This is a genomic window from Pseudomonas sp. LM13, assembly GCF_041381355.1.
In the GTDB taxonomy this organism is placed as follows: Bacteria; Pseudomonadota; Gammaproteobacteria; order Pseudomonadales; family Pseudomonadaceae; genus Stutzerimonas; species Stutzerimonas frequens.
The window spans coordinates 1-24,951 of the sequence record NZ_JACBXH010000035.1; the positions used below are offsets into that span (position 1 = coordinate 1).

The following is a 24,951-nucleotide window of genomic DNA, read 5'->3' on the forward strand; positions in this document are numbered from 1 at the left end:
CTAGTGCAGCGCTAGAGCAAGCTGTGTGACGCCTATTGCGGCGTTTTGAAGCCATTGCAGCGCCCGCTGCTCGATCTTTTGCAAAAAGCGGACCCAAATGCGTTTTTGAGGCTTTTGCGACGCTTCATGGCATCCAGTGCAGCGCTGTTGCACTCTCAGAGTGCATGTTCTGATGGTGCGGCCCCATCTTCGCGCAGGCAGGTCAGGGTTGTTAGCTTTCCTGTCTGGAGTATGCTTCTGAGTGTTCGGGTAGTGCAGTCCCGCACTGCTTCACAATCAGGTCGAAGGGGAGTGTCATGTTCGTTCTCGATTCACGTTTGGAGCAGGACACCCTGCCGCTCGGGGACTTCCCGCTGTGCCGGCTGCTGTTGATGAACGATGCTCATTATCTGTGGTTCATTCTGGTTCCGCGGCGCGAGGAGATAAGCGAGTTGTTTCAGCTCGATCCGGTCGACCAGCAGGCGCTGTGGCGAGAAACCACCGCGCTGGCCGAAACCGTCAAGGATACCTTCGGTGCGGACAAAATGAATGTCGCCGCGCTCGGTAATGTGGTTGCACAACTACATATGCACGTCATCGCCAGGCGTCGGGACGATGCGGCCTGGCCGGCGCCTGTTTGGGGCAAGCAGCCGGCGCAACCCTATACCGAGGGTCAGGTAGCGGTGATCAGGGAAAAGCTGCGGTTGGTACTTACCGGCGATTTTCGTTTCGAGGAATGATGATGGATCTGGAGTCCCGTGTAACAGACCTGGAGGCGCGGTTGGCCTTTCAGGATGACACCATTCAGACGCTCAACGATGTGCTGGTCGAGCAGCAGCGACTGGTGGAGCGTCTGCAACTACAGTTGGGTGCGCTGGCGAGACGACAGGAGGAAATGCAGAGCTCGCTGGATGCGGGCGAAGATGAGGCACCGCCGCCTCACTATTAATTATTGCGAGCGAGATTGGCTGGTCTCGCTCGCGGGGACCGTCTCAGCGGGCCGAATCTACGGTGACGACATCCTCGGCCTGCAGGCCCTTGTCACGCATCATGATAGTGAATTCCACGCGCTGGCCTTCCACGAGAATGCGGTGGCCCTCGCCGCGAATTGCGCGAAAGTGCACGAATACATCGTCACCGCTATCCCGGGAAATAAAGCCGAATCCCTTCGATGTGTTGAACCACTTCACGGTGCCCGATTCGCGCCCGGCTGCCGGCAGGGGGCTCGCTTTCTGGTGCGCGGGTTTTACCTTTGTCGGGCGTTCCTGAGGCGTGGCAAGGTGGAGCAGGACGGCAATCAGGGCGAGCAAGAGGCTGGCGAGGGTGGCCGGCTGGCCTGCGATCTGCGGAAAGGGGGCGAGCAGGATGGTTGCTTGCAGGGCAATGGCGACCAGTAGGAGTGCCGATGTGGCGATGATGACCGGGCGGGTTCGGCTGTCGTCCAGTTTGGCAGAAGGAGCGAACTGGGCGTTCAGCAGGCCGAGCATCAGCAGGCACAAGGCGTCGGGCTGCAGGAGAAGCGGCATTCCGCCGCGTAGACTGGGTACAAATGACAAAAGCAGGGCAATGACGCCCGCCAGGACATGAACGATCTTAAGCATTCTTGGTATGGCTCACGGTTAATAACACGACAGGAAGAAGCCGCAGGCCAGGATGCTCGTGGTAAACGTTGTTCGCTCAGGGCTGAAACTGCTCTGGAGGAACCGCGCGGGCTGGCTTGCAGCGCGGCGTATTTAACAGCAAAGGCGAAGGGGGCTCAAATGAGCGTGCGGCGCGGGGCTGCGTCGCATAGAGAGCGCATGTCGGATGTGGGGACAGGGCACGCAGGTGCCCTGTCGTGAAAAATTATGCCGACAGGAGGCTGCGCAGCATCCAGGCCGTCTTTTCGTGGCTTTGCATGCGCTGGGTCAGCAGGTCCGCGGTGGGCTCGTCATTGACCTTGTCCAGCAGCGGGAAAATGCCTCGCGCGGTGCGGACTACCGCTTCCTGGCCTTCAACCAGCAGTTTGATCATTTCCTCGGCCGACGGAACGCCTTCCTCTTCCTTGATCGAGCTCAGGCGGGCGTAGGCGGCATAGGTGCCGGGCGCCGGAAAGCCGAGGGTGCGGATGCGCTCGGCGATATCGTCGACCGCGACAGCCAGTTCGGTGTACTGGGTCTCGAACATGGTATGAAGCGTGTTGAACATCGGCCCCGTCACGTTCCAGTGAAAGTTGTGGGTCTTCAGGTAAAGCGTGTAGGTGTCGGCAAGCAGGCGGGACAGCCCTTCGGCGATAGCTGCACGATCCTGTTCGGCGATGCCAATGTTGATTTCCATGTGTTTCTCCTGGTGGATGGTTCAGGCCTTAGTTATGCCAGAAAACGACGCGCTGTTGTGAAGCGATAGGTTTCTGGTCCGATGCTCATGGTTGGAAGGCGTCGACCGATTCTGGGTTCCATGACCGGCCTGATGGGCTGCCGGTGAGGGCAACGGCTGCGCCGCGGTGATTATGTCGATATAATCCCGCGCTTGTGCCTGGCAGCATCAGCATGTGCTGCAGCGCCTGGCGCCCTAGGCGGTATCGCATACGGTACAGCCGCTTGCGCAGAGCAGTGACGGCGCCATTAGCCGGTCCCAGCTCTGGCGCCCCATCGAATTCAAGATACGAGAAGCGAACCTCACCATGATGCGCAGCCACTATTGCGGCCAATTGAACGAAAGCCTGGACGGTCAGGAAATCACTCTTTGCGGCTGGGTACATCGCCGTCGTGACCATGGCGGGGTGATCTTCCTCGACGTTCGCGATCGTGAGGGTCTGGCCCAGGTGGTCCTCGATCCGGATCGTGCCGAGACCTTCGCCGCGGCAGACCGCGTGCGCAGCGAGTACGTGATCAAGGTGACCGGCAAGGTGCGCCTGCGTCCGGCCGGTGCGGTGAACCCGAACATCGCTTCCGGCGCCATCGAGGTGTTGGGTTACGAGCTGGAAGTGCTGAACGATGCGGAGACTCCGCCGTTCCCGCTCAACGAGTACAGCGATGTCGGTGAAGAAACTCGTCTGCGCTACCGCTTCATTGACCTGCGTCGCCCGGAGATGGCCGAGAAGCTGAAGCTGCGCTCGCGCATCACCGCCAGCATCCGTCGCTACCTGGACGAGAACGGCTTCCTCGATGTCGAAACGCCGATCCTCGGTCGCCCGACGCCCGAGGGTGCTCGCGACTATCTGGTGCCGAGCCGCACCCATGCCGGCAACTTCTTCGCCCTGCCGCAATCGCCGCAGCTGTTCAAGCAGCTGCTCATGGTGGCCGGCTTCGATCGCTACTATCAGATCGCCAAGTGTTTCCGCGACGAAGACCTGCGTGCCGATCGTCAGCCCGAGTTCACTCAGATCGATATCGAGACCAGCTTCCTCGACGAGGCGGACATCATCGGTATCACCGAAGGGATGATCCGCAAGCTGTTCAAGGAAGTGCTGGATCTGGAATTCGGCGAATTCCCGCACATGCCGTTCGAAGAGGCCATGCGCCGCTATGGCTCGGACAAGCCGGACCTGCGCATCCCGCTCGAGCTGGTGGATGTTGCCGATCAGCTCAGTACAGTCGAGTTCAAGGTATTCTCCGGTCCGGCCAATGATCCGAAAGGTCGCGTGGCCGCCCTTCGGGTGCCGGGTGCCGCAAGCATGCCGCGCAGCCAGATCGACGACTACACCAAGTTCGTCGGTATCTATGGCGCCAAGGGCCTGGCCTACATCAAGGTCAACGAGCGCGCCAAGGGCGTCGAGGGCCTGCAGTCGCCGATCGTCAAGTTCATTCCGGAAGACAACCTCAACGTCATCCTCGATCGCGTCGGTGCGGTCGATGGCGATATCGTCTTCTTTGGTGCCGACAAGGCCAAGATCGTCTCCGAGGCGCTGGGCGCGCTGCGCATCAAGCTCGGCCATGACCTCAAGCTGCTGACCTGCGACTGGGCGCCGCTGTGGGTGGTCGACTTCCCGATGTTCGAGGAAAATGACGACGGCTCGCTGTCCGCGCTGCATCATCCGTTCACGGCGCCGAAGTGCTCGCCGCAGGAGCTGGAAGCCAACCCCAGCGCTGCGCTGTCGCGCGCCTACGACATGGTGCTCAACGGTACCGAGCTGGGCGGCGGCTCCATCCGCATCCATCGCAAGGAAATGCAGCAGGCGGTATTCCGCATTCTCGGCATCGACGAGACCGAGCAGGAAGAGAAGTTCGGCTTTCTGCTCGATGCGCTGAAGTTCGGTGCGCCGCCGCATGGCGGTCTGGCCTTCGGCCTGGATCGTCTGGTCATGCTGATGACCGGCGCGCAGTCGATTCGCGAAGTCATCGCCTTCCCGAAAACCCAGAGTGCTGCGGACGTCATGACCCAGGCGCCGGGTGCGGTGGACAACAAGGCATTGCGCGACCTGCACATCCGTCTGCGCGAGCAGCCAAAGGCGGAATAAGCGCTACCCGAAGCCTGGTCATGCCAGGCTTCTTCGTCTTGCGGCTCCGGCCGTGCAGACGTTACGGCGATAGCCGTTCCCGGCCAGCGATACAGCGGCGGGCGTGATGGCTATCGGATTTCTGATTCAGTCGAAGAATGGAGTGAGTTATGGCTGGTCATTCCAAATGGGCCAATATCAAGCACCGCAAAGAGCGCCAGGACGCCAAGCGGGGCAAGATCTTCACCAAGCTGATCCGCGAACTGACCGTGGCGGCCAAGCACGGCGGCGGTGTGCCGGCGGATAATCCGCGCCTGCGCCTGGCTGTGGACAAGGCGCTGACGGCCAACATGTCGCGCGACGTCATCGATCGCGCAATCGCTCGCGGTGCCGGCTCGAACGAAGCCGACAACATGACCGAGCTGAGCTACGAGGGATACGCACCGAGTGGTGTGGCAATCATCATCGAGGCCATGACCGACAACCGCAACCGCACCGCTGCCGAAGTGCGCCATGCCTTTAGCAAGAACGGTGGCAACCTCGGTACTGACGGTTCGGTGGCCTACATGTTCGATCGAAAGGGACAGATCAGCTATGCGCCGGATGTCGACGAGGACGCGCTGATGGAAGCGGCGCTGGAAGCCGGTGCCGACGACGTGGTCGCTCAGGAAGACGGCTCGGTCGAGGTCTATACCAGCTTTTCCGACTTCCTTTCGGTCAACGAGGCACTGACCGAGGCCGGCTTCAAGGGTGACGAGGCGGAGGTGGCGATGATCCCGTCGATCACGGCGCCGATCACCGATGTCGAGACCGCGCAGAAGGTTCTGCGCCTGATCGATGCGCTGGAAGATCTGGATGACGTGCAGAACGTTTATCACAACGCCGAAATTTCCGACGAGATCATGCAGCAATTGGGCTGAGTCGCATCGGCGAATGAAAACCGGAGGTCGCAGCCGCACTTCCGGTTTTTTTATGGTCCGGGGCAATGCCAGTCGAGCATCTGGATGTGATGCCGCCGGTGGCGTCGCGGCAGGTGCCTCCGTATACTCGCCACTGGATAAATAGACAGCACGGCCAAGGGCATGACGCTGATTTTGGGTATCGATCCCGGCTCTCGGATTACCGGTTACGGCGTCGTGCGCGACACCGGCCGCGGTTGCGAGTACGTCGCCTCGGGCTGCATTCGAACGGGTAGTGGAGAGCTGTCTGAGCGCTTGCGTGCCGTGTTTAGTGGGGTGAGCGAGGTGATTCGCACCTACGGGCCGGTGACCATGGGCATCGAGCAGGTGTTCATGGCCCGTAATGCCGATTCGGCGCTCAAGCTGGGTCAGGCCCGGGGTGCTGCCATCGTTGCGGGAGCCGAGGCGGGCCTGCAGATCGCCGAGTACACTGCGACGCAGGTCAAACAGGCCATCGCCGGCACTGGCGGCGCGGACAAACAGCAGGTGCAGATGATGGTCATGCACCTGCTCAAGCTGCTGGAGAAGCCGCAGATCGATGCGTCGGACGCCTTGGCCATTGCCCTGTGCCATGCGCACCACCGGCAAAGCCTGGTCCCGCACGGGTTGATCGGTGCCAAGCGGCGAGGCGGGCGGCTGCGGCTGTAGCCGTATTTTGCTGGCGGGAATAATTCGATGGCTTCGGCACTCGACGAAGACGTGGAGGAAACGAGTTTGATCGGACGATTGCGCGGCACCTTGGCGGAGAAGCAACCGCCCCACATGATTCTCGACGTCAACGGCATCGGCTATGAAGTCGAAGTCGCTATGACCACTCTGTATCGCCTGCCGGCGGTCGGCGAGCCAGTGACCCTGCACACCCATCTGGTGGTGCGCGAGGATGCGCAGCTGCTTTACGGGTTCGCCGAGAAGCGCGAGCGTGAGCTGTTCCGCGAGCTGATCCGTTTGAATGGGGTCGGACCCAAGCTGGCGTTGGCGTTGATGTCGGGGTTGGAAGTCGACGAGCTGGTGCGTTGCGTCCAGGCGCAGGATACCTCGGTGCTGGTGCGCATTCCTGGCGTAGGCAAGAAGACCGCCGAGCGACTGCTGGTCGAACTGAAGGACCGTTTCAAGGCCTGGGAAAGCATGCCGGCAATTGCCCCGTTGGTAGTTGAACCTGGCAGCAAAACGGCAGTCTCAAGCGCCGAGAATGATGCGGTCAGCGCTTTGATCTCCCTGGGCTTCAAACCTCAGGAGGCCAGCCGGGCAGTGGCCGCCATACAGGAAGAGAATTTGAGCAGTGAAGAAATGATCCGCCGCGCCCTCAAGGGGATGGTGTAAATCATGATCGAAGCGGATCGTATCGTCACGGCCAGCAGTCGCGAGCGTGATGAGCAGCTGGATCGCGCCATTCGCCCCCTGCGGCTGGCGGAATACATCGGCCAGCCGGTCGTGCGCGAGCAGATGGATCTATTCATCCGCGCCGCGAAAGGGCGCCAGGAGGCGCTCGACCATACTCTGATCTTCGGTCCGCCCGGGTTGGGCAAGACCACCCTGGCGAACATCATTGCCGAAGAAATGGGCGTGTCGATCAAGAGTACTTCTGGTCCTGTCCTCGAGCGGCCGGGCGACCTGGCCGCTTTGCTGACGAACCTGGAAGCCGGTGACGTGCTGTTCGTCGACGAGATCCATCGCCTCTCGCCGATCGTCGAAGAGGTGTTGTACCCGGCGATGGAAGACTTTCAGCTCGACATCATGATCGGCGAGGGGCCGGCGGCGCGTTCGATCAAGCTCGATCTGCCGCCCTTCACCCTTGTCGGCGCCACGACCCGTGCCGGCATGCTGACCAACCCACTGCGCGACCGCTTCGGTATCGTCCAGCGCCTGGAGTTCTACTCCACCGAGGATTTGGCGACGATCGTCAGCCGGTCGGCCGGTATCCTCGGCCTGCCTACCGAGCCGGAGGGCGCTTTCGAAATCGCCCGTCGTGCGCGCGGCACGCCACGGATCGCCAATCGCCTGCTACGCCGTGTCCGCGACTTCGCGCAGGTGCGCGGCAAGGGCGAGATCACCCGGCAGATCGCCGACCTGGCGCTGAACATGCTGGACGTCGACGAGCGAGGCTTCGATCATCAGGACCGGCGCCTGCTGCTGACGCTGATCGAGAAGTTCGACGGCGGTCCGGTGGGCATCGACAGCCTTGCTGCGGCAATCAGCGAGGAGCGACACACCATCGAGGATGTGCTCGAGCCGTACCTGATCCAGCAGGGCTACATCATGCGCACGCCGCGCGGTCGCGTAGTGACACGCCATGCCTACCTGCACTTCGGCCTCAATCTGCCCAAACGCATGAATGAGACGCCGACGCCGGACTTGTTCGACGGCGACATGGTTTGAAGAAAATATTGTTCTGTTACCCGATTGGCATTTACAGGGCCGAGCACTAGTATGCGCGCGCAAGCCGGAGCTGAAATCTTCACCCACCGCTGTCGAGTCTATTACGAGGACACCGATGCGGGCGGTATCGTCTATTACGTCAACTACCTCAAATTCATGGAGCGAGCTCGTACCGAGCGGTTGCGCAGTCTGGGATTCGCCCAGTCGCAGCTTGTCGGTGAGGACTTGCTGTTCGTCGTGCATTCTGTCGAGGCGCGTTATCGAGCGCCGGCGCGCCTGGATGACGAGCTGCTGGTGAGCGCCGAGGTGGTCGAGCTTACCCGTGCCAGCCTGCGTTTCCGTCAGCAGGTCCGGCGTGCGGTCGATGATGTTCTGCTGTGTGAAGGGCAGGTCCTAGTGGCCTGTGTACGTGCCGAAAGTTTGAAACCCCGAGCCATCCCCGAGGCGCTTCGTGCTGCCTTCGCCGGCTCGGGTCTATCCCCTGCAGGAGAGTAAGCGTGGAAGCCAACGTCGATCATATGTCCATGTGGAGCCTGATCAGCAATGCCAGCTTCGTGGTCCAGCTGGTCATGCTGATCCTGGTGGCCGCTTCGGTGACCTCATGGATCCTGATTTTCCAGCGCGGCAACATGCTGCGCGCTGCGAAGCGATCACTGGACGCCTTCGAAGAGCGCTTTTGGTCGGGTATCGACCTGTCCAAGCTGTATCGCCAGGCTGGCAGCAATCCCGACCCCGATTCGGGTGTCGAGCAGATCTTTCGTGCCGGTTTCAAGGAGTTCTCGCGCCTGCGCCAGCAGCAGGGCGTAGACCCGGATGCCGTGATGGATGGTGTCAACCGCGCCATGCGTGTCGCCATTTCCCGCGAAGAGGAAAAGCTAGAACAGAGCCTGCCGTTCCTCGCCACTGTCGGCTCCACCAGCCCCTATATCGGTCTGTTCGGTACCGTCTGGGGCATCATGAATTCCTTCCGTGGATTGGCTCAGGTGCAGCAGGCGACGCTGGCCACTGTCGCGCCCGGTATCGCCGAAGCCCTGATCGCCACGGCAATCGGTCTGTTCGCCGCAATTCCGGCGGTGATTGCCTACAACCGCTTCTCGGCTCGTGGCGAGATGCTCATCGGCCGTTACTACACCTTCGCCGATGAGTTCCAGGCCATCCTGCACCGTAAAGTTCACACCACCGAAGACTGAGGCCCACGGCCATGGCCAGAATCCGCAACAGACGCAAGCCCGTCGCCGAGATGAACGTGGTGCCCTACATCGACGTGATGCTGGTGCTGCTGGTCATCTTCATGGTGACGGCGCCGATGCTCAACCAGGGCGTCAAGGTCGATCTGCCCAAGGTCAGCAGTGAGGCCTTGCCGCAGGACAACGACAAGCAGGTGCTGACCATCTCCATCAAGGCCGACAAGACCTATTACTGGAACGTCGGCAGCGAAGTCGATACCGAGAGCAAGGGTAACGAAGCGGTTGCGCTGGAAGACATGACTCGCGCGGTCGTGGCGATCATGCGTCAGCGTCCGGATACCCAGGTGTTCATTCGTGGAGACCGCGCCGTCGATTACGGTGCGGTGATGGCTGCCATGGGTGGCTTGCAGGAGGCCGGCGTGGGTAACGTCGGCCTGATCACCGAGGCACCTTGATGCAGCAGCGCGACTCTTCGTCCTCGCAGAGCTACTTCTGGCCGACCGTGCTTGCGGTCGGCCTGCATGTCCTCATCTTTGGCATGCTGTTCATCAGTTTTTCCATGACACCTGAGCTGCCTCCGTCGAAGCCGATCGTGCAGGCGACGCTATATCAGCTCAAATCGCAAAGTCAGGCGACCACGCAGACCAACCAGAAAATTGCCGGCGAAGCGAAGAAGACGGCTGCCAAGCAGTTCGAAACCGAGCAGATGGAACAGCGCAAGGTCGAGCAGGAAAAGCAGGCGGCCGCTCGCGCTGCGGAACAAAAGAAGGCCGAGGAGGCTCGAAAGGCCCAGGCGGCGAAAGCAGCGGCCGAAAAGGCGGCTGCGGCGAAGAAGGCCGAAGCGGCCAAGAAAGCCGAGCAGCAAAAGCAGGCCGAGATTGCCAAGAAAAAGGCTGCCGAGGAGGCTGCCAAGAAAAAAGCCGCTGAAGAAGCGAAGAGAAAGGCTGCCGAAGAAGCGAAGAAGAAGGCGGCGGAAGAGGCCAAGAAAAAGGCAGCAGCCGAGGCGGCCAAGAAAAAAGCCGCTGAAGAGGCGAAGAAAAAGGCCGCAGCCGAGGCGGCGCGCAAGGCTGCAGAAGACAAGAAGGCGCAGGCGCTTGCCGAGCTGCTGTCGGATACTACCGAGCGCGAGCAGGCATTGGCCGATACGCAAGGCGATCAGACTTCCGGCAATTACGATGACTTGATCAAAATACGTGCTGCGGAGGGGTGGAGCAGGCCACCTTCGGCACGCAACAACATGACTGTTCAGCTGCAGGTCAACATGCTGCCCGATGGCACCATCACTAATGTCAGTGTTTCACGCTCGAGCGGGGACGTACCGTTTGACAACTCCGCGGTCGCCGCGGTGAAGAACATCGGCAGGTTGACTGAGATGCAAGGGCTCAGCCCGCAGGAATTCCAACCCTACCGATCATTCAAAATGACATTCACGCCTGAGGATCTTGCGTTGTGATCAACTCCCTACGAGGTCTACTTGTCCTGTTGTGCTGCCTGGCAGGCATGGCAGTGGCGCAGGAGAAAAACATCGTCGTGACCAGTGGTGCCGATCGGGCGATTCCGATCGCCGTGGTTCCGTTCGGCTGGCAAGGTGGAACCGTCTTGCCGGAAGACATGGCCGAGATCATCGGCAACGACCTGCGTAATTCCGGCACCTTCCAGCCGATACCGCGGCAGAACATGATCAGCATGCCGAGTCGCGGTAGCGAGATCATCTATCGCGACTGGAAAGCGCTTGGGGCGCAATACGTGATGGTCGGCAACATCGAGCCGGCGGGTGGGCGTTTGCAGGTTCGCTACGAAGTGTTCAACGTAGCCACCGAGCAGCAGGTCATGAGCGGGACGGTTGGTGGTGCCACCGACCAGCTGCGCGACATGGCGCATCACGCTGCGGATCAGGCCTTCGAGAAGCTGACCGGCATCAAGGGCGCGTTCTCCACTCGCCTGTTGTATGTGACGGTCGAGAGGCTGGGCGGGGCGAATACTCGCTATACCCTGCAGCGCTCCGACTACGACGGCGCGCGAGCGGTGACGCTGCTGCAATCGCGCGAGCCGATTCTTTCGCCGCGTTATTCCCCGGACGGTCGTCGTATCGCTTATGTGTCCTTCGAGCAGAAGCGCCCGCGTATTTTCGTGCAGCACATCGATACCGGTCGGCGCGAGCAGATCACCAACTTCGAAGGCCTGAATGGCGCACCGGCGTTCTCTCCGGATGGCAATCGTCTGGCGTTCGTGCTCTCGAAAGACGGCAATCCCGAAGTTTATGTGATGGATCTGGGCTCCCGCCAACTGCAGCGCCTGACCAATCATTATGCGATCGACACCGAACCGTTCTGGGGCGCTGACGGTCAGACCATTTACTTCACGTCCGATCGCGCCGGAAAGCCGCAAGTCTACAAGCAACGGTTGGGTAGCAATTCGGCCGAGCGCGTGACGTTTGTTGGCAACTACAACGCCAATCCGAAATTGTCGGCTGACGAGAAAACGCTGGTCATGATCCATCGCCAGGACGGTTACACCAATTTCAAGGTCGCTGCGCAGGACCTGCAGCGCGGCAATCTGCGCATACTCTCGGACACCAGTCTGGATGAGTCGCCCACTGTTGCGCCTAATGGCACCATGCTAATCTACGCCACCCGCCAGCAGGGCCGGGGAGTCTTGATGCTCGTGTCCATCAATGGACGCGTTAGGCTCCCGCTTCCTACTGCTCAGGGCGAAGTCCGTGAGCCGTCCTGGTCCCCTTACCTGAACTGATGCGGTATCAACGCTTTTAACCAAAACACACCTGGGGTTGTTACAAATGGAAATGCTGAAATTCGGTAAGTTCACCGCTCTGGCTCTGGCCATGGCTGTTGCTGTCGGTTGTTCCTCCAAGGGCGGCGACGATTCTGGCGAAGGTTCGGGCGCGATCGATCCGAATGCCGGTTACGGCGCTGACTCCGGTGCCGTTGACGGCAGCATGAGCGAAGAAGCCGCTCTGCGCGCCATCACCACCTTCTACTTCGAGTACGACAGCTCCGACCTGAAGCCGGAAGCCATGCGCGCTCTGGACGTTCACGCCAAGGACCTGAAAGGCAACGGCGCTCGCGTCGTTCTGGAAGGTCACACCGACGAGCGTGGTACCCGTGAGTACAACATGGCCCTGGGCGAGCGTCGTTCCAAGGCCGTTCAGCGCTACCTGGTTCTGCAGGGCGTTTCCCCGGCTCAGCTGGAACTGGTTTCCTACGGTGAAGAGCGTCCGGTTGCCATGGGCAACGACGAGCAGTCCTGGGCTCAGAACCGCCGCGTCGAACTGCGTAAGTAATTCGTCATGCGCAAGTACCGCCACGCTCTGACTTTTACAGTGCTCGGCCTGCCGCTGATGGCGGTGGCTCAAGTGCCGGTTGTGGATTACGAACAGGGTGCCGCCAGTGGCGGGTCCGGTTATTCCACAGCCGCGCCGAGTGGTGGTGGTGCCTATGCCGGAGGTGGAGCTGCTGCTCCATCTTCGGCGCAGGGCATGCTCTTCATGCAGCTGCAGCAGATGCAGGAAGAGATCGCGCAACTGCGCGGCATGCTCGAGGAACAACAGAATCAGATCCAGCGCCTGCAACAAGAGGGGCTGGAACGCTATCAAGATCTGGATCGGCGTCTGTCCAGCGGGCCCGCAGCTTCGCCTAGCCAATCGGCCCCGTCGCGCGAGCCAGCTGCTACGGCAAGTACCGGTGCGTCCGCCGCCTCAACCGGGCAGTCGCAGGGCGCTTCGGGTGACCCGGCACAAGAGAAGCTCTATTACGACGCCGCATTCGACCTGATCAAGGCGAAGGATTTCGACAAGGCCAGCCTGGCCTTTGCTGCATTCCTGCGCAAATATCCGGAGAGTCAGTACGCTGGCAACGCGCAGTATTGGCTGGGTGAGGTCAATCTGGCCAAGGGCGATCTGCAGGGCGCTGGTCAGGCTTTCGCCCGCGTCAGCCAGGCGTATCCGCAGCACAGCAAGGTGCCGGACTCGCTTTACAAGCTGGCCGATGTCGAGATCCGCATGGGCAATCGCGACAAGGCCCAGGGGATCTTGCGCCAGGTCATCGCGCAGTACCCGAATACGTCCGCGGCGCAGTTGGCACAGCGCCAGCTCAATCGCTGAATTCGCCTGCGTTAACGAACGAAACCCGCCCACAGTGCGGGTTTTTTCGTTAGAATCGCCGCCCCTATTTCCCGCAACGGAGGCGGATGGCCTGTTTAGCCGTCACGCCCGTAGCTGATATGACCCTGCGAATTACCGAGATTTTCTACTCGCTGCAGGGGGAGACGCGCACCAGTGGCCTGCCCACGGTGTTCGTTCGCCTGACCGGCTGTCCCCTGCGCTGTCAGTACTGCGATACCGCCTATGCGTTCAGTGGCGGAGAGGTCATGACCCTCGATGCAATCGTCGAGCGTGTCGCCTCCTACAATCCACGTTACGTCTGCGTAACCGGTGGCGAGCCGCTGGCTCAGCCCAACTGCGTGCCACTGCTGCAGCGGCTTTGCGATGCCGGTTATGACGTGTCATTGGAAACCAGTGGTGCGCTGGATATCTCCGAAGTGGATGTGCGGGTCAGTCGAGTGGTTGACCTGAAAACACCAGGCTCCGCGGAAGTTGGACGCAACCGCTACGAGAACATCGCGCACCTCACCCGTAACGATCAGGTCAAATTCGTCATCTGTTCCCGTGAGGACTACGATTGGGCCGTATCGAAGTTGATCGAGTTCGGGTTGGAGCGCCGGGCCGGTGAGGTCCTGTTCTCGCCAAGCCATGGTCAGGTCGATGTGCGCGCACTGGCGGACTGGATCGTCGCGGACAATCTGCCGGTGCGACTGCAGCTGCAGTTGCACAAGATCATCTGGAACGATGCGCCTGGCCATTGAGCATGGCGCCCATCGATCGTTTTGAAGGTAAAACGCGGAAATGAACGAGAAGAAAGCAGTCATCCTGCTCTCCGGTGGGCTTGATTCGGCGACCGTCGTGGCCATGGCGCGCGCCCAGGGCTATGCCTGCTACACCATGAGTTTCGATTACGGCCAGCGCCATCGAGCGGAGCTGCAGGCGGCCGAGCGAGTCGCGAAGCAGCTGGGGGTCGTCGAGCACAAGGTCATCGGGCTGAACCTCAACGGCATCGGCGGCTCGGCATTGACCGACGCCAGCATCGATGTGCCGGAAGTGCCCGGTGAGGGAATTCCCGTGACCTACGTACCGGCGCGCAATACCGTCTTCCTGTCGCTGGCGCTTGGCTGGGCCGAAGTGCTGGAGGCTCGCGACATCTTCATTGGCGTCAATGCGGTGGACTATTCCGGTTACCCCGATTGCCGCCCGGAATTCGTCTCCGCCTTCGAGCGGATGGCCAATCTTGCCACCAAGGCCGGCGTCGAAGGGCAGGGGTTCCGCATTCAGGCGCCGCTGCAGAATCTCAGCAAGGCGCAGATCGTCCAGGAGGGAAGCCGGTTGGGCGTCGACTATGCGATGACGGTCTCCTGCTATCAGGCGGATGAAGACGGTCGCGCCTGCGGCAAGTGCGACAGCTGCAGATTGCGGTCGGCTGGTTTTGCCGAAGCCGGGCTGACAGATCCGACGCGCTATTTCTGAAGTTGGGTTTCCGGTAGGGCGTTCGCTCACGCGACTGCTACGGGTGAAACTTTTTTAAAAAAAAGTTTGTTTTCATCAATCAAATCAGTATCATGCGCACCGCATCGGGTCGTTAGCTCAGTTGGTAGAGCAGTTGGCTTTTAACCAATTGGTCGTAGGTTCGAATCCTACACGACCCACCATATCGCTCCCCTTGGAGCAGAGAAGCCGGAGGCCAGCAGGTCATCCGGCTTTTTTATATCCGCAGTTTTTTGCCGCTTCGCTTGAGTCATACATCTGTCCATAAACAGCGTGTTTCTCTACGACCTTAGTAGATGGCTCAAGCGTTTTTAAACGTAATAGACTGCGGCCCCCCTGATTTGTCCGTTGGTTCGAGGCTCAAATGTATTCTGATCGCATCCGCTTGTCCTCTCTGCAGAACAAGGTCATGAGCGCCCACGAGGCTGCTTCCCTTATTCGCGACGGCATGACCGTTGGCATGAGCGGCTTCACCCGTGCGGGTGAAGCCAAGGCCGTACCTCTTGCGTTGATTGACCGTGCCAAGGACGAGAAGCTGCAGATCAGCCTGGTGACCGGTGCCAGCCTGGGTAACGATCTCGATGGCAAGATGGCTTCTGCCGGCCTGCTGGCCCGCCGCATGCCGTTCCAGGCCGACCCGGTACTGCGCAAGGCGATCAACGCAGGTGAGGTCATGTTTATCGACCAGCACCTGTCGCATACCGTGGAGCAGATGCGCAACCATCAGATCAAGCGTCCCGACGTCACCATCGTCGAAGCGCTGTGCATCACCGAGCAGGGCCACATCGTGCCGACCACCTCCGTGGGCAACTCGGCCAACCTGGCCATGTTCGCTGATCAGGTGATCATCGAGCTGAACCTGGCGCACAACCTGAACCTGGAAGGCCTGCACGATATTTACTTCCCAGGTGAGCGTCCGAACCGTGGCCCGATCCCGTTGACCAAGGTCGATGACCGTCTCGGCAGCGCAGCCATCCCGGTCGATCCGGCCAAGATCGCCGCAATCGTGATCACCAATCAACCTGACTCCTACTCGACCGTCACGCCGCCGGACGAAGAAACCCAGGCCATCGCCAATCACCTGGTCGAGTTCTTCAAGACCGAAGTGGCTGCCGGTCGCATGGCAAAGAACCTCGGCCCGATGCAGGTCGGTATCGGCAACATCGCCAACGCCGTTATGTGCGGTCTGATCGACTCGCCGTTCGAAGACCTGGTGATGTACTCCGAAGTACTGCAGGACTGCACCTTCGAGCTGATCGACGCCGGCAAGATGACCTTCGCTTCCGGTTGCTCCATCACGCTTTCCGAGCGTTGCAACGATCGCGTGTTCGGCAACCTGGAAAAGTACAAGGACAAGCTGGTGCTGCGTCCGCAGGAAATCTCCAACCATCCGGAACTGGTGCGCCGCCTCGGCATCATCGGCATCAATACTGCGCTGGAGTTCGACATCTACGGTAACGTCAACTCCACCCATGTGGGCGGCACCAAGATGATGAATGGTATCGGTGGCTCGGGCGACTTCGCGCGCAACGCTCACCTGGCTATCTTCGTGACCAAGTCGATCGCCAAGGGTGGCAGCATTTCCAGCGTCGTGCCGATGGTCGCTCACGTTGACCATACTGAACACGACGTCGAGATCCTGGTGACCGAGCAGGGCCTGGCTGACCTGCGTGGCCTGGCACCGCGCGAGCGTGCCCGTGTGATCATCGACAACTGTGTGCATCCGTCCTACCGCGATGTGCTGAACAAGTACTTCGAGGATGCCTGCCAGAAAGGTGGCCAGACCCCGCACCTGCTGCGCGAGGCCATGCAGTGGCACATCAACCTGGAAGAACGCGGTCACATGCTCAAGGGTGAGTGATCCAAAGAAACCGCCGGCGCACAGCCGGCGGTTTTCGTTTGCGGCTGCGAAAACCACCCCCGCGCCCGATGCTTTCCCTTTTGCCAATGCATCGGCTAGTATTCCTGCCCCGTCGAATGGCAGGAGCCTCGCCCGAATCCTGCTCCTCCCGTCTTATCGACAAGCCCGACGTTACCGATGCCGCTGTGCTACCTGGCGCTTCGTGCAATCCCGTGTTGGCAGGACCCGCAACCATGACGCAGATACCCGAACGCATCCTTGTGCAGGCACACCTGGCGGCCAAGCAACCCCAGCCGCTTACGCCTGAGCAGGAGGCTATGTTGCGCAGCGAGATCGCTGCCGAGTTGAAGCGCCAGAATGCGGTGCTGGTGGCGCATTACTACACCGATCCAGTGATCCAGGCGCTGGCCGAGGAGACAGGTGGTTGCGTTTCCGATTCGCTGGAAATGGCACGTTTCGGCAATGAACACCCGGCGCAGACGGTCGTGGTGGCCGGCGTCAAGTTCATGGGTGAAACGGCGAAAATCCTCAATCCGGAAAAGCGCGTGCTGATGCCCACTCTCGAGGCGACTTGTTCGCTCGATCTGGGTTGCCCGGTCGAAGAGTTTTCCGCGTTCTGCGACCAGCATCCCGATCGTACGGTGGTGGTGTATGCCAATACCTCTGCAGCGGTGAAAGCACGTGCCGACTGGGTGGTGACTTCCAGTTGCGCACTGGAGATCGTCGAGAGCCTGATGGATAACGGCGAGAAAATCATCTGGGCGCCGGACAAGCATTTGGGCAATTACGTCCAGCGCGAAACCGGTGCGGATATCCTGCTCTGGGATGGCGCCTGCATCGTGCATGAGGAGTTCAAGGCCAAGCAGCTGGCCGACATGAAGGCGCTGTATCCGGATGCGGCAATTCTGGTCCATCCGGAGTCGCCGCAGGCGGTTGTCGAGCTGGCCGACGCAGTGGGTTCCACCAGCCAGCTGATCAAGGCCGCGCAGACCCTGCCGCAGCAGACCCTGATCGTGGCAACCGACCGCGGGATCTTCTACAAGATGCAGCAGCTGTGTCCGGAGAAGATCTTCATCGAGGCGCCGACGGCGGGGCAGGGCGCGACCTGTCGCAGCTGTGCGCATTGCCCGTGGATGGCGATGAATACCCTAGAGCGCACCCTGGAGTGCCTGCGTACCGGAAGCAACGAAATCTTTGTCGACCCGGCACTGATTCCTCGGGCGGTTAAGCCGCTCAAGCGAATGCTCGATTTCACCCAGGCGGCACGGTTGAAGCAGGCCGGTAACGCCTGAGTCCACATTCTGCGGTGAACCAAGGCCACGCTTCGTCGAGCGTGGCCTTTTCGTTGGTGCAATGTGCGTGGATGACGGCGCTGCGCTGATCAGCGCAGCATGTCCTCGACCATGCGCTTCTCTTCGATCAGCTGCTTCTGCCTGGCGTCGATTCGCGCGCCAATCTGGAAATTGCTGGCTCGGCGCTTGGCAAGATCGAGTTGCTCGATCGCCTGGTCGTAGTCGCCGACCAGCGCGAAGTATTCGGCGCGCGCCTGATGCAGGCCGACGATGTTTCCGCTCAGTCCCCGGACCTCGGCGACTTGGTACCAGATGTCCGGGTCCCGGTGGCGCTGCTCTGCCAGTTTGTCCAGCTCACGCTCGGCTTGTTGTGTCTCGCCCCGTTCCATCAGTAGATCGATGTGCATCTGGCGCACCGGGTAGTTACCCGGATACAGCTGGAGCAGGCGCTGCAGACGGGTCTGAGCGTGCTGCAGGCGATTGGCGGTGATGTCGAGTTCGACCTGTGCGAGATTGTAGGTGAGGTCGTCCGGTGCCTTGGTCAGTAGCGGCGCCAGGCTGTTCGCCGCATCGGCGAGCTGTCCGGCCTTCATCTGCGCCAGCGCCAGCCCGTAGCGGGCCGCGTCCATCTCCGGATTCTCATCGAGCATCGCACGGAAACGTTTGGCTCCGACACCGGGCGTGCTTTCGAACTTGAGTTGCGTGCGCGCCCGCATCAACTGGTAGCGCAGGCTGTCTTGGGTGCCGCCTTGTGCGTATTGCTCGGCTCGGTTGGTGGTGTCGGCGATGCGCGATTCGCTGACCGGGTGGGTCAGAAGGAACTCCGGCGGCTTCTGGTCATAGCGATACTGGCGCATCAGCCGGCCGAACATCGAGGGCATGGCGCGTGGATCGTAGCCGGCGCGTTCGAGGTTGACGATGCCAATGCGATCGGCCTCCTGCTCGTTCTGTCGGGAGAAGCGGCGCTGTGCCTGGATGGCCGCGGCCTGGGTGGAGACGATCGCGGCAATGCCCGCATCGCCGGCACCGGCTGCAGCCGCCACGACGCCAGCGAGCATGGCGGCCATCATCGGCAGCTGCATGCGCTGCTGGGCTTCCAGGCCGCGAGCGAAATGCCGCTGTGAAAGGTGGGCCAGTTCGTGCGCCATCACCGACGCATACTCGGCTTCGGTTTGTGCATGGATAAACAGCCCGCCATTGACGCCGATAATGCCGCCCGGTGCCGCAAAGGCGTTGAGCTGAGGGCTATCGAGCAGGACAAATTCGAGGCGCCGATCCTGCAGCTGACTGGTTTCAGCCAGGCGGTACACGCTGCTTTCCACGTAGTCCTTGAGTTGGGGGTCGGAAAGTTGCTTGACCTGGCCACGCAGCAGGCTGAGCCAGGCGCGTCCGAGCAGGTGTTCCTGTTCCGGGGAGACGATGCCCGAGCTGGCATCGCCCAGCGAAGGCAGCTCATTGGACAGGCTTGGCTGGGCGAACAGGCAGGCGAGCGTGAGGAAGGCAGGGCGCAGCAGTTTCATCCAGGCGGGCTCTTAGAAATCAGAGCAGCTACTGTAGCCTTGACCTTGGCCGGCTGGCCAGAGCCCTGCTGGGCTAGGTATGCTGCCGGGCTTTTCCATGGAGGCTCATGATGTCTGATGCACTCTCGCAGGCAATTGCCTTCGACGCCGAACTCGATGCCGTCGGGCTTGATTGCCCGATGCCCCTGCTCAAGGCCAAGCTGGAGCTCAATCGCCTGGCCAGCGGCGCCGTCCTAAAGGTTACGGCGAGCGATCCGGGCTCGCAGCGTGATTTCCGCAGTTTCGCCAGGTTGGCCGGCCACACCCTCGTCCACGAAGAGGTCGAGGGTGACCTGTATCGCTACTGGCTGCGCAAGGCCTGACGTCCGGTACGGGGGTTCACATGCTCAAGGTTTTTCGTGGCTGGATGCAGCGTTACTTTTCGCACGAGGAAGCGATCGTCCTCGCGGTACTGCTGTTTCTTGCATTCGCGGTTGTTCTGACGCTTGGCAAGATGTTGGCGCCAGTGTTGGCCGGTTTGGTGCTGGCGTTCCTGATGCAGGGATTGGTGGGTGCCATGGAGCGTCGGCGGGTGCCGCATCTTCTCGCGGTATGGCTGGTGTTTCTGATGTTTATCGGCGTGCTGGTGGTTTGCATGCTGTTTATCGTGCCGCTGCTCTGGCAGCAGGTGCTGACGCTTTTCAACGAGCTGCCACGCATGCTGGTGGAGTGGCAGACGCTGCTGTTGCTGCTGCCGGAGCGCTATCCGCAGTTGATCACCGAAGAGCAGGTGTTGCGTGGTATCGACTTCATGCGTGGCGAGATCGGTCGCTACGGCCAGTTGGTGCTGACGTCGTCGTTGTCGAGCCTGCCGTTGCTGATCGGGCTGATGATCTATCTGGTGCTGGTTCCGATCCTGGTGTTCTTCTTTCTCAAGGATCGCGAGCAGATCAGCGACTGGATCAAGGGCTACCTTCCGCGCGAGCGTGGTTTGATCACTCAGGTCTCTCAGGAGATGAACCTGCAGATCGCCAATTACATTCGGGGCAAGGCGATCGAGATCCTGATCTGTGCCGTGGTGTCGTACGCGGTCTTCGCGGCTCTGGGGCTCAACTATGCCGCGCTGATGGCGATGCTGGTCGGCGTCTCGGTCGTGGTGCCCTATATCGGCGCGACGGTCGTGACCATTCCGATCGCACTGATCGGGATATTCCAGTGGGGGCTGGGAGATCAGTTTTTCTACCTGATGGTGGCTTACGCGATCATCCAGACGCTGGATGGCAACGTGCTGGTGCCCCTGCTGTTCTCCGAGGCGGTGAATCTGCACCCGGTGGCGATCATCTGCGCCGTATTGCTGTTCGGTGGGCTCTGGGGTTTCTGGGGGGTATTCTTCGCGATCCCGCTGGCCACCCTGTTCAAGGCCGTTCTGTATGCCTGGCCACGCGAGGCTGCGGCGGTCGTGGTCGAAACGGGCGAATGAGCGACGCGGCGGCTGCGGGCCGCCGCCGTTGCATCAACCTTGATTCAGTGACTGAGCGGCCTCCAGCACCGCCTCCACGTGACCTGGAACCTTCACGCTGCGCCATTCGCGGCGCAAGACCCCGTTGCGGTCAATAAGGAAGGTGCTCCGGTCGACGCCCAGATATTCCTTTCCATAGAGTTTCTTCAGCTTGATGACGTCGAACAGCTGGCAGAGCTGCTCGTCCTTGTCGCTGATCAGCTCGAATGGGAAGCCCTGCTTGGCGCGGAAATTCTCATGGGTTTTCAGGCTGTCGCGCGATACCCCGAAAACCAGGGTGTCGGCTGCCAGGAAAGCCTGGTGATGGTCGCGAAACCCCTGACCTTCGGTCGTGCAGCCCGGGGTGTTGTCCTTCGGATAAAAGTACAGCACGACCTGCTTGCCGGCGAATGTTTCGGGGCTGACGACCTGGCTGCTGGTTGCCTGCGCCTGGAAGTGCGGAACGGGATGATCGATTTCGACGGCCATGTTGGCTCCTGTACTGGGACCTTACGGATTCTGCGGGCGCCACGGCTCGATCAGTGCGTCGAGATTGAGCGCATCGGCGAAGTCTAGAAACTGGTCGCGCAGCCAGCTGATCTGGGTGCCGGCGGGCAGCGTCACCGTCAAGGTGGCGTTGAGCATGGTGCCGCCGGTCTGCGGGGCCTGGTAGGTGTCACAGGTCAGGCTTTCCAGTTCGACGCGATGATCGATGAAGAACTGGCAAAGCTCGTTGAGGATGTCCGGACGATAGACCGCGCTCACGTAGGCTACATACGGCAGGGCTTGCGGGCGGCTTTCCAGCGCCTCGCTGCGGACCACATTGGACGTGAACGCATGCTTTTTCGACAGGCCCGGCAATCCGGCTTCCATGCGGGCCAAGGCATCCCAGCTACCGGCGACTTCGAGGACCAGTGCACTGCAGGCACCATGGCGCGTCAACCGCGTACTGACCACCGCGCAGCGGTTCTCGTTGGCGGCTCGGCAGAGCACATTGGTCAGCTCCATGGGGTTGGCGCCGAGGGCGCTGATGACGAGAAATTGTTCGCGAGGTAGAGGGGGGGTGGACATGCAGCGTTCCTGGCGGTGGTGAATCGGTCGGCCAGCCAAGCCGAAAACGGCTAAGGGTAGCGAAAAGCGCCTTCGGAGGGAATGCGTAACGCCACGCGGCCGCTGGCAGCGGCGGAGCCTGCCACTGTGTCAGACCAGCGCTCAGGCTACTCGCAAAGCGCCGGGGAGCCTTGTACCATTACGCCTCTTTTCGAATCCGGCAGGAGTGGTTGCATGATTGCGGGCAGTATGGTGGCGCTGGTCACGCCCATGGATGCGCAAGGCGGTCTGGACTGGGACAGCCTGAGCAAACTGGTGGACTTCCATTTGCAGGAAGGCACCAATGCAATCGTTGCTGTCGGGACCACCGGCGAGTCGGCTACGCTCAGCGTCGCCGAGCACATCGAAGTCATCCGGCGTGTCGTCGACCAGGTCAATGGCCGCATTCCAGTGATCGCCGGAACGGGCGCCAACTCCACCAGCGAAGCAGTAGAGCTGACCGAGAACGCTAAGGCTGCCGGCGCCGATGCCTGCCTGCTGGTGACGCCCTACTACAACAAGCCGACCCAGGAAGGCCTGTACCTGCATTTCAAGCACATCGCCGAAGCCGTGGCGATTCCGCAGATTCTCTACAACGTGCCCGGTCGTACCGTTTGCGACATGCTGCCGGAGACCGTAGAACGTCTGTCCAAGATATCCAACATCATTGGTATCAAGGAGGCCACGGGTGACCTCAAGCGCGGCCAGGAAGTGCTGGATCGCGTCAGCAAGGACTTTCTCGTGTACTCGGGTGACGATCCCACTGCCGTCGAACTGATGCTGATGGGCGGCAAGGGCAATATCTCCGTGACCGCAAACGTCGCGCCGCGCGCCATGAGCGATCTCTGCGCCGCTGCGATGGCCGGTGATGCCACCACTGCTCGCGCCATCAACGAGCACCTGATGCCGCTGCATCGCGCGCTGTTCCTGGAAGCCAATCCGATTCCGGTCAAATGGGCATTGCACGAGATGGGCCTGATGGGTAACGGCATCCGTCTGCCGTTGACCTGGCTCAGTCAGAGCTTCCAGGAACCGCTGCGCCAGGCAATGCGCCAAACCGGCGTGCTGGCTTAATAACAAAGGAATACGCATGAAGCGACTGGCCGGACTCTCGACCCTTGCCCTGATCATGTCCACCACCAGCGGCTGCGGCTGGCTATGGGGCGACGAAGGATATTTCCGTGACCGTGGCAGCGACTATCTGTCGGCACGCCAGACAGCGCCGATGCAGGTCCCTGTCGAGGGAAAGACCCGGCCGCTCGATCCGCTGTTGCCAATCCCACAGCAAGTCGCCGATACCAGCGCGACTGGCAAATATGAAGTGCCACGCCCCCAGCGTCTGGCCGTTGCCGCCGATACCAGCGATTTCAGCGTGCAGTCCTCTGGCGAAACGCGCTGGCTCGTGGCGCAATATGCGCCGTCGCAGGTTTGGGTCGCAGCCCGGCAGTTCTTCACCGACAACGGCTTCAGCATCGCTGAGGAGCGGCGTCAGACTGGCGAGTTCGTCACCGCCTGGCAGACCGCCGCCGACTTGAACGATGAGCTGGTTCGCGATCTGGGTATTCAGGATGGCGAGACCCGCGTGCGTGTCCGGGTTGAGCCCGGCGTGCAGCGCAACACCAGTGAGATCTTCGTGGTTAGCGTCAAGCGTCCGGCTGGCAGCAGCGCCGATGTCGCCTGGCCGGAAACCTCCAGCAACAAGGAACTCGATCGGGTACTGCTTGACGAACTGCAGGCCAGTCTGGATCGCAGTTCGCAGCAGGGCGGTTCCGTTTCACTGCTGGCCGAGCGCGACTTCGATGCGCCTAGCCGTGTCAATCTGACCGAGGATGGAAGCGGCAATCCGACGCTGCAGCTGGACAGCGATTTCGACCGGGCGTGGTCCAGCATTGGTCGTGCCTTGCAGGCCGCCGATGTGCGCGTCGAGGACCTTGATCGTAGCCTGGGCGTGTATTACGTGAACCTCAGTGAGGGTGCCGACGATCCGGATGACAAGCCTGGCTTCTTCAGCCGGCTATTCGGTGGTGCTCCGGACAAGGACGAGATCGAGGCACGTGCCGAGCGCTATCAGGTGCGGCTGACCCGTGCTGGCAACGGAGTGCAGGTGACGCTGGACAAGAGCATCGATACCGTTGCGCCAGCGGACGTCGCCCGTCGGGTGCTCAGTCTGATCAAGGACAACCTGGGCTGACTGCGAGCTGCCCCGTTACACGAACACGGATAGGCGAAACCCATGGTTTCGCCTGTTTCGTTTCTGCTGACCTGCCAACTGCGGAAATTTGCGTATGACCATTCCCACCGCCCTCAGCCTGAAGAAGATCTACTCGGGCAAGGTTCGCGACCTTTACGAGATCGACGAAAAACGCATGCTCATGGTCGCCACCGACCGCCTGTCGGCCTTCGACGTGATCCTTGCCGAGCCGATTCCGGAGAAGGGCAAGATCCTTACCGCCATCTCCAACTTCTGGTTCGACAAGCTCAAGGGCGTGATCCCCAATCACTTCACCGGCGACAAGGTCGAGGACGTGGTGCCGGCTGACGAGTTGCCGCTGGTCGAAGGGCGTGCTGTTGTCGCCAAGCGTCTCAAGCCGGTTGCGGTGGAGGCCATCGTGCGCGGCTATATCGTCGGCTCAGGGTGGAAGGAATATCAGAAGAGCGGCACCGTCTGTGGCATCCAGCTGCCCGCAGGCCTGAAGGAAGCTGCCAAGCTGCCGCAGCCGATCTTCACCCCCTCGACCAAGGCCGCGGTAGGCGACCACGACGAGAACATCTCCTTCGAGCAGTGCGAGGCGATCATCGGCAAGGAGCTGGCTGCGCAGGTGCGTGACGTGTCTATCGCGCTCTACAGCGCAGCCGTCGAGTACGCCGCCACCCGCGGAATCATCATCGCTGATACCAAGTTCGAGTTCGGCCTGGATGAAGACGGCACGCTGACCCTGATGGACGAGGTACTGACGCCCGACTCCAGCCGTTTCTGGCCTGCCGACAGCTATGAAGAGGGCAAGAACCCGCCGAGCTTCGACAAGCAGTTCGTCCGCGACTGGCTGGAGTCCACCGGCTGGAACAAGCAGCCACCGGCGCCTGCCGTGCCCGCGGAGGTCGCGCAGAAAACCGCCGACAAGTATCGCGAAGCACTGACGCGGCTGACCGCCTGAAGGGTGCAGGGCGGCCGGAATCGAC

The 24,951-nt window shown here is 61.1% G+C and carries 28 protein-coding genes and 1 tRNA gene; 24 read left to right on the plus strand and 5 right to left on the minus strand.

Annotation, left to right across the window (positions count from 1 at the left end; translation table 11 throughout):
• The first annotated feature begins 296 nt into the window (after positions 1–296).
• Complete coding sequence (locus tag HZR81_RS18315; RefSeq protein ID WP_108242083.1) at positions 297–719, plus strand: HIT family protein; 423 nt, start codon at positions 297–299, stop codon at positions 717–719.
• 2 nt (positions 720–721) lie between these two features.
• The gene (locus tag HZR81_RS18320; protein WP_014597223.1) at positions 722–928 is read left to right on the plus strand and encodes a SlyX family protein; all 207 of its coding nucleotides are present in this window, start codon (positions 722–724) and stop codon (positions 926–928) included.
• Positions 929–971: 43 nt separating this feature from the next.
• Here the strand turns inward: HZR81_RS18320 and HZR81_RS18325 are convergent, their stop codons facing one another.
• Both HZR81_RS18325 and HZR81_RS18330 read right to left on the minus strand, forming a co-directional pair.
• Positions 972–1,580, minus strand: coding sequence for a cold-shock protein (locus HZR81_RS18325; protein ID WP_272878167.1), 609 nt, complete (start codon positions 1,578–1,580; stop codon positions 972–974).
• A gap of 244 nt (positions 1,581–1,824) precedes the next feature.
• Positions 1,825–2,295: a Dps family protein gene (locus HZR81_RS18330; protein WP_011913917.1), complete on the minus strand. Its 471-nt coding sequence runs from the start codon at positions 2,293–2,295 to the stop codon at positions 1,825–1,827.
• Between the two features lie 346 nt (positions 2,296–2,641).
• Here HZR81_RS18330 and aspS point away from each other — a divergent pair, with 346 nt between their 5' ends.
• From aspS to nadA, 17 genes are all read left to right on the plus strand, one after another.
• Positions 2,642–4,417, plus strand: coding sequence for an aspartate--tRNA ligase (gene aspS, locus HZR81_RS18335; protein WP_500128914.1), 1,776 nt, complete (start codon positions 2,642–2,644; stop codon positions 4,415–4,417).
• A gap of 149 nt (positions 4,418–4,566) precedes the next feature.
• On the plus strand, positions 4,567–5,316 hold the full coding sequence (locus HZR81_RS18340) for a YebC/PmpR family DNA-binding transcriptional regulator (RefSeq protein ID WP_152481535.1): 750 nt from the start codon (positions 4,567–4,569) through the stop codon (positions 5,314–5,316).
• A gap of 162 nt (positions 5,317–5,478) precedes the next feature.
• Positions 5,479–6,003: a crossover junction endodeoxyribonuclease RuvC gene (gene ruvC / locus HZR81_RS18345; RefSeq protein ID WP_011913913.1), complete on the plus strand. Its 525-nt coding sequence runs from the start codon at positions 5,479–5,481 to the stop codon at positions 6,001–6,003.
• 66 nt (positions 6,004–6,069) lie between these two features.
• Positions 6,070–6,675 carry a Holliday junction branch migration protein RuvA gene (gene ruvA, locus HZR81_RS18350; RefSeq protein ID WP_500128928.1) on the plus strand — a complete coding sequence of 202 codons (606 nt, stop codon included), beginning with the start codon at positions 6,070–6,072 and terminating at the stop codon, positions 6,673–6,675.
• A 3-nt stretch (positions 6,676–6,678) separates the two neighbouring features.
• Positions 6,679–7,731: a Holliday junction branch migration DNA helicase RuvB gene (gene ruvB / locus HZR81_RS18355; protein ID WP_063539761.1), complete on the plus strand. Its 1,053-nt coding sequence runs from the start codon at positions 6,679–6,681 to the stop codon at positions 7,729–7,731.
• 51 nt (positions 7,732–7,782) lie between these two features.
• Positions 7,783–8,226, plus strand: coding sequence for a tol-pal system-associated acyl-CoA thioesterase (ybgC, locus tag HZR81_RS18360; protein ID WP_458992653.1), 444 nt, complete (start codon positions 7,783–7,785; stop codon positions 8,224–8,226).
• 2 nt (positions 8,227–8,228) lie between these two features.
• Positions 8,229–8,921, plus strand: a complete 693-nt coding sequence (tolQ, locus tag HZR81_RS18365; protein ID WP_045632329.1) for a protein TolQ — start codon at positions 8,229–8,231, stop codon at positions 8,919–8,921.
• A gap of 11 nt (positions 8,922–8,932) precedes the next feature.
• Positions 8,933–9,373 carry a protein TolR gene (gene tolR, locus HZR81_RS18370; protein WP_011913908.1) on the plus strand — a complete coding sequence of 147 codons (441 nt, stop codon included), beginning with the start codon at positions 8,933–8,935 and terminating at the stop codon, positions 9,371–9,373.
• Positions 9,373–10,371 carry a cell envelope integrity protein TolA gene (gene tolA, locus HZR81_RS18375; protein WP_500128915.1) on the plus strand — a complete coding sequence of 333 codons (999 nt, stop codon included), beginning with the start codon at positions 9,373–9,375 and terminating at the stop codon, positions 10,369–10,371. The genes tolR and tolA overlap by 1 nt, the downstream gene beginning before the upstream one ends.
• A 47-nt stretch (positions 10,372–10,418) precedes the next feature.
• Positions 10,419–11,669: a Tol-Pal system beta propeller repeat protein TolB gene (gene tolB, locus HZR81_RS18380; protein ID WP_156244066.1), complete on the plus strand. Its 1,251-nt coding sequence runs from the start codon at positions 10,419–10,421 to the stop codon at positions 11,667–11,669.
• A gap of 46 nt (positions 11,670–11,715) precedes the next feature.
• On the plus strand, positions 11,716–12,219 hold the full coding sequence (pal, locus tag HZR81_RS18385) for a peptidoglycan-associated lipoprotein Pal (protein WP_003292831.1): 504 nt from the start codon (positions 11,716–11,718) through the stop codon (positions 12,217–12,219).
• A gap of 6 nt (positions 12,220–12,225) precedes the next feature.
• Positions 12,226–13,038 carry a tol-pal system protein YbgF gene (ybgF, locus tag HZR81_RS18390; RefSeq protein ID WP_253748645.1) on the plus strand — a complete coding sequence of 271 codons (813 nt, stop codon included), beginning with the start codon at positions 12,226–12,228 and terminating at the stop codon, positions 13,036–13,038.
• 119 nt (positions 13,039–13,157) lie between these two features.
• Entirely contained in the window at positions 13,158–13,799 is a 642-nt protein-coding gene (gene queE, locus HZR81_RS18395) for a 7-carboxy-7-deazaguanine synthase QueE (protein WP_500128916.1), read from the plus strand.
• A gap of 40 nt (positions 13,800–13,839) precedes the next feature.
• Positions 13,840–14,514 carry a 7-cyano-7-deazaguanine synthase QueC gene (queC, locus tag HZR81_RS18400; RefSeq protein ID WP_063539779.1) on the plus strand — a complete coding sequence of 225 codons (675 nt, stop codon included), beginning with the start codon at positions 13,840–13,842 and terminating at the stop codon, positions 14,512–14,514.
• A 106-nt stretch (positions 14,515–14,620) separates the two neighbouring features.
• Positions 14,621–14,696, plus strand: a tRNA-Lys gene (locus tag HZR81_RS18405).
• A gap of 200 nt (positions 14,697–14,896) precedes the next feature.
• Entirely contained in the window at positions 14,897–16,393 is a 1,497-nt protein-coding gene (gene scpC, locus HZR81_RS18410; RefSeq protein ID WP_500128917.1) for a succinyl-CoA:acetate CoA-transferase ScpC, read from the plus strand.
• A gap of 233 nt (positions 16,394–16,626) precedes the next feature.
• A complete protein-coding gene (nadA, locus tag HZR81_RS18415) occupies positions 16,627–17,685 on the plus strand; it encodes a quinolinate synthase NadA (protein WP_267934872.1) in 1,059 nt (352 codons plus the stop codon).
• 89 nt (positions 17,686–17,774) lie between these two features.
• Here nadA and HZR81_RS18420 read toward each other — a convergent pair whose 3' ends face one another.
• On the minus strand, positions 17,775–19,205 hold the full coding sequence (locus tag HZR81_RS18420; protein ID WP_326428609.1) for a M48 family metalloprotease: 1,431 nt from the start codon (positions 19,203–19,205) through the stop codon (positions 17,775–17,777).
• A gap of 110 nt (positions 19,206–19,315) precedes the next feature.
• Here HZR81_RS18420 and HZR81_RS18425 point away from each other — a divergent pair, with 110 nt between their 5' ends.
• Positions 19,316–19,567: a sulfurtransferase TusA family protein gene (locus tag HZR81_RS18425; RefSeq protein WP_270053494.1), complete on the plus strand. Its 252-nt coding sequence runs from the start codon at positions 19,316–19,318 to the stop codon at positions 19,565–19,567.
• A 20-nt stretch (positions 19,568–19,587) separates the two neighbouring features.
• Positions 19,588–20,664, plus strand: coding sequence for an AI-2E family transporter (locus tag HZR81_RS18430; RefSeq protein ID WP_102840062.1), 1,077 nt, complete (start codon positions 19,588–19,590; stop codon positions 20,662–20,664).
• Positions 20,665–20,697: 33 nt separating this feature from the next.
• Here the strand turns inward: HZR81_RS18430 and HZR81_RS18435 are convergent, their stop codons facing one another.
• On the minus strand, positions 20,698–21,171 hold the full coding sequence (locus tag HZR81_RS18435) for a peroxiredoxin (RefSeq protein ID WP_125868028.1): 474 nt from the start codon (positions 21,169–21,171) through the stop codon (positions 20,698–20,700).
• 21 nt (positions 21,172–21,192) lie between these two features.
• Entirely contained in the window at positions 21,193–21,753 is a 561-nt protein-coding gene (locus tag HZR81_RS18440) for a glycine cleavage system transcriptional repressor (protein ID WP_102840064.1), read from the minus strand.
• Positions 21,754–21,966: 213 nt separating this feature from the next.
• Here HZR81_RS18440 and dapA point away from each other — a divergent pair, with 213 nt between their 5' ends.
• The 3 genes from dapA (at position 21,967) to HZR81_RS18455 (ending at position 24,926) form a co-directional block, all read left to right on the plus strand.
• Positions 21,967–22,845: a 4-hydroxy-tetrahydrodipicolinate synthase gene (dapA, locus tag HZR81_RS18445; protein ID WP_500128918.1), complete on the plus strand. Its 879-nt coding sequence runs from the start codon at positions 21,967–21,969 to the stop codon at positions 22,843–22,845.
• A gap of 16 nt (positions 22,846–22,861) precedes the next feature.
• Complete coding sequence (bamC, locus tag HZR81_RS18450) at positions 22,862–23,962, plus strand: NlpB/DapX family lipoprotein (protein WP_500128919.1); 1,101 nt, start codon at positions 22,862–22,864, stop codon at positions 23,960–23,962.
• A gap of 94 nt (positions 23,963–24,056) precedes the next feature.
• Positions 24,057–24,926 (plus strand): phosphoribosylaminoimidazolesuccinocarboxamide synthase, encoded by an 870-nt coding sequence (locus HZR81_RS18455; protein ID WP_500128920.1) that lies wholly within the window; start codon positions 24,057–24,059, stop codon positions 24,924–24,926.
• The last annotated feature ends 25 nt before the right edge of the window (positions 24,927–24,951 follow it).